The organism is Pseudomonas sp. GG8 (assembly GCF_052976945.1).
The window spans coordinates 2,958,482-2,971,140 of record NZ_JBRIIP010000001.1 but is presented as its reverse complement, the minus strand read 5'-3'; the positions used below and the strand labels follow the sequence as shown (position 1 = coordinate 2,971,140).

General features: G+C 51.3%; 8 protein-coding genes and 3 pseudogenes. 2 read left to right on the top strand and 9 right to left on the bottom strand.

Features of this window, described 5'->3' with window-relative positions:
• Positions 1 to 135: 135 nt before the first annotated feature.
• Positions 136 to 1,696, top strand: a pseudogene (locus ACVBEG_RS14165) (IS3 family transposase).
• Positions 1,697 to 1,831: 135 nt separating this feature from the next.
• On the opposite strand, the gene ACVBEG_RS14160 reads toward ACVBEG_RS14165, so the two are convergent.
• From ACVBEG_RS14160 to ACVBEG_RS14130, 7 genes and pseudogenes are all read right to left on the bottom strand, one after another.
• On the bottom strand, positions 1,832 to 1,993 hold the full coding sequence (locus ACVBEG_RS14160) for a hypothetical protein (protein WP_322178779.1): 162 nt from the start codon (positions 1,991 to 1,993) through the stop codon (positions 1,832 to 1,834).
• 246 nt (positions 1,994 to 2,239) lie between these two features.
• Positions 2,240 to 2,362: a hypothetical protein gene (locus tag ACVBEG_RS14155; protein ID WP_322178780.1), complete on the bottom strand. Its 123-nt coding sequence runs from the start codon at positions 2,360 to 2,362 to the stop codon at positions 2,240 to 2,242.
• Between the two features lie 122 nt (positions 2,363 to 2,484).
• Entirely contained in the window at positions 2,485 to 2,745 is a 261-nt protein-coding gene (locus ACVBEG_RS14150) for a helix-turn-helix domain-containing protein (protein ID WP_323568299.1), read from the bottom strand.
• A gap of 529 nt (positions 2,746 to 3,274) precedes the next feature.
• Complete coding sequence (locus tag ACVBEG_RS14145) at positions 3,275 to 3,982, bottom strand: winged helix-turn-helix domain-containing protein (RefSeq protein ID WP_322178782.1); 708 nt, start codon at positions 3,980 to 3,982, stop codon at positions 3,275 to 3,277.
• Between the two features lie 601 nt (positions 3,983 to 4,583).
• On the bottom strand, positions 4,584 to 5,576 hold the full coding sequence (locus tag ACVBEG_RS14140; RefSeq protein ID WP_447107587.1) for an IS5 family transposase: 993 nt from the start codon (positions 5,574 to 5,576) through the stop codon (positions 4,584 to 4,586).
• 624 nt (positions 5,577 to 6,200) lie between these two features.
• Positions 6,201 to 7,196, bottom strand: a pseudogene (locus ACVBEG_RS14135) (IS5 family transposase).
• Between the two features lie 352 nt (positions 7,197 to 7,548).
• Positions 7,549 to 8,511 (bottom strand): IS30 family transposase, encoded by a 963-nt coding sequence (locus ACVBEG_RS14130; protein WP_322178783.1) that lies wholly within the window; start codon positions 8,509 to 8,511, stop codon positions 7,549 to 7,551.
• 920 nt (positions 8,512 to 9,431) lie between these two features.
• Between ACVBEG_RS14130 and ACVBEG_RS14125 the strand changes: the two genes are divergently transcribed.
• Positions 9,432 to 10,520, top strand: a complete 1,089-nt coding sequence (locus tag ACVBEG_RS14125; protein WP_322178784.1) for an IS630 family transposase — start codon at positions 9,432 to 9,434, stop codon at positions 10,518 to 10,520.
• Between the two features lie 13 nt (positions 10,521 to 10,533).
• Here the strand turns inward: ACVBEG_RS14125 and ACVBEG_RS14120 are convergent.
• Positions 10,534 to 10,830, bottom strand: a pseudogene (locus ACVBEG_RS14120) (recombination directionality factor); the annotation flags it as partial.
• Positions 10,831 to 10,856: 26 nt separating this feature from the next.
• Entirely contained in the window at positions 10,857 to 12,251 is a 1,395-nt protein-coding gene (locus tag ACVBEG_RS14115) for a tyrosine-type recombinase/integrase (protein WP_322178785.1), read from the bottom strand.
• Positions 12,252 to 12,659: the final 408 nt, after the last annotated feature.

Genomic DNA, 12,659 nt, shown 5'->3' with positions numbered 1-12,659 from the left:
TATTTAGTACTCATTCGGCTATGGCTGCCAGAAGGGGGGGCTCTCGCGATTGATAACCTGCCCCCGGTGTCAGGCTAGTTGTCGCCTGAGCTGATTTATCAAAACGATAGATCGGGGGCATAAAAGAGAGCTGTAATGTCGAGCTATTCACCTGAGCGTAAAGCGGCCCTTATCAATAAATTACTGCCGCCTCAAAACATGTCCGTGGCCGCGTTGTCGCGTCAAGAAGGCATCTCTCAAGCCACCCTGTATGCTTGGCGAACCAAGCTCAAAGCAGGAGACGCAGTGGTGCCCGGAGATAAAAGCAGTGCCGATAACTGGTCGGCTGAAGCCAAGTTCGCAGCTGTGTTGCACACGGCCACGTTGAGCGAGATCGAGCTGAGCGAATACTGTCGCAGCAAGGGTTTGTACCCAGAGCAAGTTAGCGCTTGGCGTCAAGCCTGCATCAGTGGCCAGCTGACAGCCCAGGCACAGCGCCAGGCCGAGCGAGAACAGGCGCGCGCCGACAAAAAACGCATCGCCGAGTTGGAGCGCGAACTGCGGCGCAAGGACAAGGCGCTCGCTGAAACCGCCGCGATTCTGGTGTTGCGAAAAAAGATGAATGCCTTCTGGGGAAACGACAGCGAGGACGTCTGACCTCGCTGCCAGAACGGCAACAACTCGTTGAACGTTTTAACCAAGCCGTTGCTTCTGGTGCGCGCAAATCTATTGCCAGCGCGGAGATCGGGCTGTCGCTGCGCATCCTGCAACGTTGGGCCCTGACACCAGTTATGCAGGCCGATGTGCGCACCACCACATTACGCCCGCGACCGCCCAATGCCCTGAGTGAACAGGAACGTTTCGCTATTTTGGAGGTGTGCAACAGCTCGCCATTCGTCAGCCTGCCGCCCAGCCAGATCGTCCCGATACTGGCCGATCAAGGCCGTTATCTGGCCTCAGAGGCCACCTTTTACCGCGTCCTGAAGGAAGCTGATCAGCAGCACCGACGTGGCCGCAGCCATGCACCGCACAAGCATGCTACGCCGACTACTCACCACGCAACCACAGCCAATAAGGTCTGGTCTTGGGATATCACCTACTTGCCATCGCCAGTGCGTGGGAAGTACTACTACCTGTATTTGATCGAGGACATCTACAGCCGAAAGGCTGTGGGCTGGGAGGTTTACGAGCAAGAATGTGGCGAGCTGGCGAGCTGGCGGCTGAACTGATGCAGCGCACCGTGCTCACCGAACGCTGCGCCGGGCGGCCCTTAGTGCTGCACTCGGACAACGGCGCACCGATGAAATCGGTGACGCTGCTGAGCAAACTTTACGAACTCGGCATCGCCCCATCACGAGGGCGACCACGGGTGAGCAACGATAATCCCTACTCAGAATCGCTGTTTAGAACCCTGAAATATTGCCCGCAATGGCCTACTGGTGGATTTGCAGATTTGGACGCGGCACGCAGCTGGGTGCGCGACTTTATCCGCTGGTACAACCACCAACACCGCCACAGCCGCATCCGCTTCGTGACCCCGGCACAGCGTCATCGAGGCGAGGATCAAGAGATCTTAGCCAAGCGTCATGCGCTGTATCAGCAAGCCCGCAATCAGCATCCACACCGCTGGTCGGGTGCGACACGCAATTGGCAGCCCATCGGTGCTGTCACACTCAATCCGGAAAGGGACTTACCGACACTGAAAATAGCCGCATAAAAACACAGCTGACGCGACAACTACCTTGCAAAACGCCGCCTGCACCTCGCGGTGCATCGTTACATTGTCCAAAGGCGGTCTTGATTCAGTCTTCTAGATTCACCCGGTGACACGGGTGGTTCCCTCCAAGTGGGATCAACTTCTGTAATCGACTTCGTGTCGCACTTCGGAGACGTTGTTGTCGATCGGTAAGCCGCCGGCTTTCACGCGGCCGCGACCCTTGACAACACGCGGTGCAGCTTCCGGGTCGCGCGACATTAGCGCAATAGACTCCGCTTCCTTGTCTGATTCGATCATCATGATCCCTTGAAAAATTATTGGCTCGTTTCATTAGCTTCATCGCCCACGCCAGCAGCCTGAGTCTGGCCTTTCTGATTGTCGCCGTGTTGCTGCTGGGTGTTTCGCTGAGTGGACGTATCTTGAAGGTATGAATCCCTAAGGTTCAGGGCCTTGGTGTCGTTGGCAACGAAGACGCCAACAGATCACAGATCAATACATAGTGCGGAGCTTCCGGGGGCATCTGCGCTGCGAATTCGCCAGACTTCAGCGACAGTTCTTCGAGCGAGGCGCGAGGCCGAGCCGGTCGGCACCACCCAATGCATCGGGTAGGCGGGCCAGTAACGTGTTGCGCACTGAGTCGAAACGCAGCACATCAGTGCTGGACAATAATGTCCTTGGCTGACTAGGGAATAGTAATGAAGTCAGTTTGGAGATTGTAAAAAAGGCAGTAAAGAAAGTGATGTATTGACGCGGACTTTTTTGTTATTGGCGCGACATGATCTTTATTATTACGACACTTTGATTCTTTGGATTAGGCAATAACCGCGATTCCTCACGGATCGTAGCAGGCGCTCTCCATTAGAAAAGGTACTGAATTTCTCTTGCAACCTACTCAGGCACATTTCAAGGCCACGGTAGTGAGCGGGGTCTCGATGGATGCAAAGTATGAGCTCTGCCTTGCTACATACTCGTCGGTCGCTAAGGAGTAGCTGTTTGATTAGCAACGACTCTATGTTTGTGAGCGGGATTTTTTTTCGGTCGTGGACCAAGGTTTGTTGGTCGCAGCTAAACCACCATGCCTCATGATCGGGGTGCTGGATTTTAACGTGATCTATATGGGGTGCGTGAACATAATCAAAGACATATTTCTGCGATGAAATGCTCGGTGCGTGGATAACAGAGCTCGCAGTTATCCTCTGGTTTTGTGTGAGTGATTTAGCGTACTCGGACAAAATCGAAATCTTCAAGTTAGGACCCTCTCTGTGAGAAATGCAGAGGAATAATGGTTTTTTTGTCCATCCAGTAAATTGCAGTGTTGCTTTAAATTTGGATGGATAGTGCTCGTGCTGTCACCCAAACTACCGGGCTATTGTTGTTGAGAGCCTTTGGCAGTGATGACATTTTTTTGATTTCACTTCGGGTTGTGATATGCATCCGTGCACCAGGTGATTAAATGAAAGTCTGTTCAGTTTTAAGGTCGATTCACTAGGTGTTTCAATAGTAAGGTTGTCCATACTTGAATGTTTCTCGTCAGATGATGGATGCCTAGGTTTTTAGTAGTGGTCAGGTGTTTTATGTCTATATAATAATCCCCCGGCACAGTCTATAACCAAAGCCCCGCACGTTTTGAATGGCATTGATGTCGTAGGTGCTTTTTATTTTACTACGCAGCCTGCTGATTTTTTTTTCCAACGCGCGAGGATCATAGAATTTTATATTCAGCTCAAGAACTCTGGCGATATCGTCATGGCTTAGAATGTGCTGTTTTGCACATATCAAAGCGTCCAGGACTTTCATTTCTGTATAAGAGATCTCTAGTTTATTTAAATGTCCGCGCAAGCATAGACATGTTCGGTCTAAAACAAGATGTATTTTCTTTTCCAGTTCAAAGTTATGAAATGCTTTGGAAAGAAAGTTTTCTTTTTCAGTGCGTTCGGCCGGTATTGTAATGCAATGGTCAACACCTGCTATGTAGCAGCTTACCTTTTTAAATGGCTTCGTGTGTGTGATTAATACAATAATACTCACAAGAAAATGCTGGGTACGGATTTTTTTTACGAGTTCTAATCCTTCATTTAAGCATGCAGGTGCGTCGATCTCAATGATGATTGCACTTGCGCTGGCTATGTCGGAAATCTTATCGAGTGGCGTACTGTATTCTAAAACATCTACATGTACAGTTTCCGACACAGTCAACTGCCTTAAGCCTTCTGCCAATGCCTGCGTATGACCAAACGCTACAATCACAGTATTTTTTTGTCCCTTCGAGCACGATGTATAATCCATTTCAACTACCCAAATACTTGAATATGTATGTTTGTCATCTTGCCATATTGGTTCATTCTTAAATTCGACAATTTATAACATTTTTTTATGGGGTATTGTTCTCAGTCTTTGCCATTTCGTATCCCGACGTGCGTCAGAATGCGTAAGCGCGCCTGGCATGATTGCATCGATAGCGGCAGTGCAGTAGCAGCTCTGTGACCTCGCTTGCTCTTAGTACATTTGCATGAGTGCATAGTGAAAATAGACATAAGGAGCATGCCGTAGACTGATACCCACAGAATAAAGCCCACTGGTTAGCGGTTTCGCCTTAGAATCAAGCTGGCAGCATTTCGTCAGGGCGGCTATAGCCCGTGAATCGATCTCATTGTTGGATATCCGGACGTAGTTATTCGCACTCGCCCCTTTTAAGAGTCGTGTGTGAGAGTTTCTTGCATACACTCGATAAGCATCCCCGCAAAAGCCTGCTAGGGAAGGTCTGAAGTAAGGCCTTCTTTTTACAGAAAATCGGGCGTCAGACGCTCAAAAAGAGAATACCTCGCTGAAATTTCTGAAATATCGACTTTTTTCGATGAATAAGCCGGTTTTAGGCGCTTATTAACCCTTAATTTCCATACTGCGGACGCACCTGTCCTACAGGCTCCAGCAAATGTCGGCGCGCCATCCACAGGTTCGACAACGCAAACAGTGTTACCAACTGCGCGGTGTTTTTTACCAGTCCGCGAAACCGCACTTTGGTGTAACCAAATTGGCGTTTGATGACCCGAAACGGGTGCTCAACCTTGGCCCGAGTTTGCGATTTAGCATATTCGATCTTGCGCAACGCACGGCCAATGACGCTTTTTTCACCATGTTTGCGACGGCTGCTGGGCCTGGCGGAGATCGACCAGATCATCTCGCGCCCCTCATGTTCCGGCCGCTTTTCCACCCCGGTGTAGCCCGCGTCGCCGCAGACATGGCTCTCTTCGCCGTGCAACAACTGATCGACTTGGGTAACGTCCGCGACGTTGGCTGCCGTGCCCACCACGCTATGGGTCAGGCCCGTATCAGCGTCCACCCCGATATGCGCTTTCATCCCGAAATAATATTGATTTCCTTTCTTGGTCTGATGCATCTCGGGATCGCGTTTACCCTCTTTATTCTTGGTCGAGGTCGGCGCATGAATGATCGTGGCGTCAACGATAGTGCCTTGACGAAGCATCAAGCCTCGGTCGCCCAGATAGCCATTAACGACCTCCATGATGCCCCTGGCAAGATGGTTTTTCTCCAGCAGGCGACGGAAGTTGAGGATCGTGGTTTCGTCGGGAATGCGCTCCAGATTCAAACCCGCAAACTGGCGCAGAATCGTTGTCTCATACAGCGATTCTTCCATGGCCGGATCGCTGTAGCCGAACCAGTTCTGCATCAGGTGCACACGCAACATCGCCATCAACGGATACGCCGGACGTCCCCCAACACCCTTTGGATAATGCGGTTCGATCAACGCAATAAACCCCTTCCAGGGCACGACCTTGTCCATCTCGCTCAGGAAAATCTCACGGCGGGTCCGCTTACGTTTACCTGCGTACTCAGCATCAGCGAAAGAAATCTGCTTCATGGGGCTCAACCGTTCAGCTCATGTGATGGAGGGTATTTCACCAGATTTGGAAACCTTTTTCAGAGTTTCCCTAGGTGTCCTATGTTGTATTGCTGTGTTGTAGAATAAGCGTTGGTTTCATCAAGTTCGTCGCTTTTCAGCTCAATTTCTGCATGATGGGTGCAGCTTTCTATTGATCATTAACTTTGCCTCCGCCATCCAAGGGTTGGGCAGGGAAAAAGTATGGTCAGTCGCAGAGTGTTTTTCGTCACGGGTCGAAAGCTCTGGCGTAGGTGCCGTCAAGCTATTGAAAAGCTGATTCAGTATTTACGTCGAGATGTGCCTTCATATCGATGACATATCTATTTCCTGTTTCGGTCCGAAAAAAATTCCGAAATAGCTTGATCTACCAATATCCAGGATGTGCACTGATCTGTCGGTACACAGTCAGGTAGGTGCTGCTCGCCATTGCATAGGAATTCAAAACTCTTCTATGGCTAAGGACGGTCTGAAGTACCCACCGATTTTTGATGCCCTCACTACTTGAGGCTCAAAAAATCATAAGTCGGCGAAAATCAGACCTTTCTTGTCCTTAATCCACGGTTCTTTCCTCTAGTCGCGCTGTTTCAGGGCAATTGGCCCGCATTACAGACGCACCTCGCCCATACCCATCAGCCGTTTTCGCACCATCCACAGGTTCGACAAAGCGAACAACGTTGTTTGCTGCGCGATGTTTTTCGACAAACCACGAAAGCGCACTTTCGTATAACCAAACTGGCGCTTGATCACGCGAAACCGATGCTCAACCTTCGCCTGCACCTGCACCTGCACCTGCACCTGCACTTTCGCGTATTCGATCTTGCGTCGCATGCGCCCGATCAGACTCTTTTTTGCGTGCTTTTTATAGCGGCTTGGCCGGGCGGCAATCGACCAGGTCATCTTGCGATCCTGATGCTCGGGACGTTTGTCCACGCCGGTGTAACCGGCGTCGCCACACACTTAAGTTTCCTCACCGTGCAGCAACTGATCGACCTACGTCACGTCCGCCACATTCGCCACCGTGCCCACCAGGCGATGCACTAAACCCGACTCGGCATCAACGCCGATGTGCGCCTTCATCCCGAAAAAATATTGGTTTCCTTTCTTCGTCTGATGCATTTCGGGATCGCGTTTACCCTCTTTGTTCTTGGTCGCACTCGATGCATGAATGATCGTCGCATCGACCACCGTGCCTTGGCGCAGCATCAAACCACGATCACCCAGATAGCCATTGATGACCTGCAAAATCCCGCCTGCCAACTCATGTTTTTCCAACAAGCGGCGGAAGTTGAGGATCGTGGTTTCATCGGGAATCCGATCCAGGTGCAGCCCCGAAAACTGGCGCAGGATCGTGGTCTCGTAGAGTGCTTCTTCCATCGCCGGATTGCTGTAGCCAAACCAGTTCTGCATCAGATGTACCCGCAACATGGCCATCAACGGATACGCCGGCCGGCCCCCTTCGCCTTTTGGATAATGCGGCTCGATCAAGGCGATCAACCCCTTCCAGGGGACGACCTTGTCCATCTCGCTCAGGAAAATCTCACGGCGGGTTCGCTTACGTTTACCTGCGTACTCAGCATCGGCGAAAGAAATCTGCTTCATGGGGCTTAACCGTTCAGCTCATGTGATGGAGGACATTTCACCAGATTTGGAAACCTTTTTCAGAGTTTCCCTAACGACTTATTTTGCAAACAAACATCGCGCCGTAGGCGATATTTTCACTGAAATCAGTCGACACTCAGCCAGAAATATGTGTTTAAGAGCTTTCATGAAGCTAGATGTTCATATGTTAACATGATAGTGAAATGATGGCATAGTGATGTCACTATCTGTACGTTTCAAAAAGCAAAATTCTTGTGCAAGAATATATTTTGTATATGAAGTGTACAGGTTTGTCGTGATATTTTTTTGTTCAAAATCGTTAACATTGGTTCAGGTTTGTTCTAGCCTGAATTCAACACATAAGTGCAACGCTCACCCCCGCATAGACTTCATACGGTGTCTTCCAGCCCAGGCGTTTGCGAGGGCGTAAATTTATCTGCGCGACCACACGGTTTACAGCAGCAACCGTCAGCTTGCTGAAGTCACTGCCTTTGGGAAAATACTGGCGGAGTAAACCGTTGGTATTTTCATTCGTGCCGCGCTGGCAGGACGAATACGGGTCGGCAAAATAGACCTGGCAACGGCTCTTGTTCGCGATGCGCTCATGGCCGGCAAACTCCTTGCCGTTGTCCAGCGTCAACGTATGCACCACATGCCCATTGAACTGTAAATTGATCGCCCGAGTGACTTGGCGGCTATCTGAGCGCTTGACCGGGTAAGCGCTCAGATAGCCGCTTTTACGCTCAACCAGAGTGACCAAATTACCGCCCACCCCATGCACTGTGTCACCTTCCCAGTCGCCCAGCCGTTCTCGAGTTTCGACCTCAGCAGGACGTTCAGTGATCGACACCCGATTTCGCAACTGTCCCCGCCGGTCGTGGCTTCCATAGCGTTTACGGTAACGCTTTCGACGGTGCCGCAGATGCGTATAAAGCTCGCCGCCGCCCTGTTTGTCGGTGGCAATAAACCGATAAATCCACTCATGACTGACCGCCTGATCTGGTCGCTCTTGCTTGAGCCGATGACAAATCTGCTCTGGGCTCATTCCATGGTTGAGCCATATCGCAAGGTGATGACTCAACCAGGTAACCGGTTTGCAAAACTTCCGAGCCCCAGCGCGCCGGACATCACTTTCATGGGTCGCCGAAACCGCCTCGTAAACATTTTCAGAACGGTTGCGGCGAACCTCACGACTAATCGTCGAAGGGTGCACGCCCACCTGTTTAGCAATGTTTGCTTGGCTCTCTTTAGCCCTCAGACCCGCTTCAATCTGGTAACGTTGGCCATGAGTCAGCTGCCGGTAAGGCGTGGTCATCTGCGCTTGAATCCTTTGGTGTGAGAGCCTGGATTCTACCGGTGGCTGGCTCTCTGCCTCTCGTTTCAAGCGTTGCAGTTATTCTATGAATTCAGGTAGTTAAGACTGAAAATGGTTAATGACATGCCAAAGAGTCTCTGTTTTTCATGGGGTTGTCGCATCAGCCGCCTAACGATGCTGCTTGCTGCTCGATTCCCCAATTGTTTTTTCAAGCATAGGCAGACCCCCGGTAGCGACGCATATACTAACGAAAATGTACAGGATGGTTAATCTCGTCAGTAGGGAAGGGCCCGCATCAGTGCTGCGCGTGAACAAAAAAAAGAAAAGTCAGCGAAGGACACACGTGTTAGCCGCAAAGCATGATGGCAGAAGAGTTCGGTCGAGGTACTCGGTCTCGGATAGCGGTTGAAGTTATGAAAAGTGTGTGCGGTTATCGCCCCGTTTCGAAAATGTGGCGGTGCTTTGGCGCTGTTCCAGAATGAAAATCCGCAACCTTTTAGAATCAAGATGCGGCTTCTAAGGGTGTCAGTTCCGGTTAGAGGAACGCTTGTGCTTCGTAAAGAGAAGTGAGGTAGCGCTCGCGCATTCATGCGTGAGGAAAGGAAGGCCAGAAATATTCGATTCCCTAGGGAGGGCATGTATCTCTTTGGTCAAGCCGGGAATGGTACGCCCATTTGCACTCACTCATGAATAAGGCCGATGCGGCTGACGCACACCCACTGACAAGGCGATGCCAAGACCTTTCGTTTCGGTCGGTTTTCCGCTTGGGTGGGACGGGTTCTTCTACAGACCGGCATACCTAAACAGCGTTCGCTCAGTCACAGTTGCCGAACTCGACCATCTATTGGACTGAGCGGTTAATTCATTTATCTAAAGATAACGATATACTGTGCATCCAATGTCATGGATTGGTTATGCACATGGCCCGACCGACTTCCCCCTTCGCTTTAACGTCTTCTGATTTCATCGCCCTGCAAGGTTGGTTGCGTATGAGGACACTGGAACAGAGCCTCGTCCAGCGAGCGCGCATCCTGCTTCTACTGGCTGATGGATTGACGCCCAAGGCCGTCAGCGAGCAGTTGCAGGTCACGCCGCCGACGGTATTCAAGTGGCGAAAACGTTATCTGGAGGCGGGAATCGAAGGGTTGAACGATCTGCCGCGCAGCGGCCAGCCACTCAAACTTGGTCCCGAAAAAATCAACGAAATCCTGACACTGACCACCCGGCGCGTCCCCCAGGAAGCCACTCACTGGAGCGTTCGTTTGATGGCCAAGTATGCGCGGGTTACCACGTGGCAGGTTAGGCAGGTCTGGGCCGCTTCCGACCTCAAACCCCATCGTTTGAAGACCTTCAAAATCAGCAATGATCCTCATTTCGCCGACAAGGTCGTCGACGTGGTCGGGCTCTATCTGAACCCACCGGATAATGCCTTGGTGTTGTCGATTGACGAGAAAACCCAGATCCAGGCGTTGGATCGCACACCGATGCTGCCACTACGCCCAGGTCAAGTTGAACGTCGCACGCATGATTACAAGCGCCATGGTACGGCGAGTCTGTACGCGGCTTTCGACATCATGACCGGCCAAATAATCGGACGGATTACCCAGCGCCATCGAGCCGAGGAGTTTTTGGCTTTTCTGCAACAGATTGACCGCAGCACGCCAGCCGGACTGGATCTGCATGTGATTCTGGATAACAGTTCGACCCATAAAACTGCTGCAATCAAGCAGTGGCTGGAAAAGCACCCGCGTTTCAAATTGCACTTCACACCGACCAGCGCGTCTTGGCTGAACGCCGTGGAAGGTTGGTTTGCGCAGCTGGAAAGACGAGCGTTGTACCGGGCCGCCTTCACCAGCGTCGCCGACCTGAGGGCGGCTATCCGACAATTTATCGAGGCTCACAATGAGCATTCAGCCAAGCCGTTCAAGTGGAATAAAACGGCTGAGGCCATCATTAGCTCGGTACACAAGGCGAAGCTGAGCGTGATAAAAAATAAATTAATGGACTAGCCGCTCAGGCCACTAGCGGGTCATCGTCTCCGATCACTACGTTCAATCGTCCATATGGTTTGCAGGCATTGCCCTTCGCCAGAGAGCAAGCGTCCGGCGAAGGGCAGGGCAGGGACTTGATGCCGTCCTCACACTGGCGTTTACACGTTTCGCCATTGCCTGCGCACAGCGGTAGTCCAGTGTTACGGTCGAACAGGCTGTACTCTGCGCGGAAGTTCAGATCGGGCTCATTGAACAGCACGCGAATAGGAATGTTGCGGATCTTGCCGTTTTGGGATTTACGAATCTCCTCGTCGAGCGGGTGCAGCAACAGGCGCTTCGATTAGAACGGTCGCATTAATTCTCCGTCTCAGCGGAGATCGATATTGGCGCGTGAGGGTTACCCGCTTCAAAGTTTCTGAGTGTTTCCAGGTGCTCGCCAAGTAAATTCCAGGCGGTGGCCATTTCGGTGGCGTAGCTGTGCCGCTGATAGATTCGTTTCATTTTGTTATCTTCAGTGTGATTCAGGCAGCGCTCAGCTACTTCTGGTAATACTCCCAGTGCCGTCATCAGAGTGGCCCCTGTGCGACGTAGGTCGTGCGGTGTCCATTTGCCACTTGGTAGTAGCAGGGATTGGGCTTTGGAGCTGCGCCGGCTCAGAGTCCCTTGTTCAGGCTGGCGTTGACGGTCCCCTAGTTGTTTGGTCACGGTCTTGGAGCTGACAGGGCCGCTGTTATCTGTATTTGGGTAGCACCAGGTTGATTTGCCGTTAATCTGTTGTGTTCGCTTGAACTGGGCAACTGCAAAGTTCGACAGGCTGACGAGATGTGGTTTTCCATTCTTACTGTTTTCGCTGGGAATTAACCAGGTGCGCTGCTCAAGATCGATATGCTCCCATCTGCTGCTCAGCAGCTCACCAATACGACAGCAGGTGGATAGTGCAATCCAGATGGCCGCTTCGGTTGTCACCAGCAGACCGGCTTCCGGAGCTTTTTGGGAAAGGTTGCGTATCTCGTCATCATTTAAGACTCGATCACGCTCGACATCTTTACCGCCAATTTTGGCTTTGCGAATCCCAGCACTGGGATCGTGTTCGATCAGGTCGCGATCTACTGCAAATCGGAACATCTGACGCATAAGGGAGAAGGCTATTTTTGCAGCACGATTGACGCCACGCGAGAGCATTACATCAGTTACTTCTGTGATATGTCCCTTTTTCACGTCAGCTACCGCGATGTTGCCTAGAAAAGGTAGTACATCTTTTTCGAACATTCGGCGCACCTCCGCGCCTCCGTCCTTGCGATTGATCAAGTCGACTTTGGCCCAGTGTTCAAATAGTTCAGTAACGCTCTTTCGGGCAGCTTGGCGGGCGAGCTCGGTTGCTGCAGTAGCTTTCTCAGCATTTAGCTGTGCCACCTTAGCGTCGCGGGCAGCGATACGTGCGGCTTCTTCGGACTCAAGATGTTCACGGATATTTTTGATGCCTGTTTTGTGCAGGCTCGCGAGTTCCATTGCTCTTTGTCGTGCATCCGACAGAGTCATGGTAGCGGCATCGTCCCCCGGACCATACGTACCAATTGGCAGAGCGTATCGCTTGCCTGCCTCGTTTGTGTATTGGAAATAGAAAAGGCGATCCCCGGCCGGGGTGATTCGCGCCAAAAGGGAGCCATGGCCCCAAATTGCTACTTCACTCATCCATTTATGAGTGTGGCCAGGCTTCGCCTTCATCGCCTTATCTGTGAGATTGGCCACGGTTATATCCTTGGTAGTGAATTGGTAGTGAATTGAGAGGAGCTTTAAGCGGATGATAGCGGATGCCAATGGACGTATGTAAGAGGATTGTCCAGTAATTTCAAGGGGGTAAGCTGTAAGCTTGGATTTTGTAGGGCTCTATTGGACGGTTATTCACCTTTATGGGGTGCTAGGGGTCGAGTGTTCGAATCACTCCGTCCCGACCATATTTACTGATTAAAATCAGGCACTTGAGCCGGTCAGATAGATCGGCTTTTTTGTGCGTTAAAGAAAATCTCGATTTAGGGCACATATAGGGCACATCACAAATCTCGGATTTCCCTACCTATAGTTTTGGTGGTGGCGAAGCTCGATTTTCAGCAGGCCACTGTCAATATGCAGGGCTGTCCTTTCTCCATGCTTCTCCTA

Bases quoted from the DNA above. Each gene is read 5' to 3' on its own strand.
- ACVBEG_RS14140 (WP_447107587.1), bottom strand. From the start codon at position 5,576: ATGAAGCAGATTTCTTTCGCTGATGCTGAGTACGCAGGTAAACGTAAG.
- ACVBEG_RS14130 (WP_322178783.1), bottom strand. From the start codon at position 8,511: ATGACCACGCCTTACCGGCAGCTGACTCATGGCCAACGTTACCAGATT.
- ACVBEG_RS14125 (WP_322178784.1), top strand. From the start codon at position 9,432: ATGGCCCGACCGACTTCCCCCTTCGCTTTAACGTCTTCTGATTTCATC.
- ACVBEG_RS14145 (WP_322178782.1), bottom strand. From the start codon at position 3,982: ATGGATTATACATCGTGCTCGAAGGGACAAAAAAATACTGTGATTGTA.
- ACVBEG_RS14160 (WP_322178779.1), bottom strand. From the start codon at position 1,993: ATGATCGAATCAGACAAGGAAGCGGAGTCTATTGCGCTAATGTCGCGC.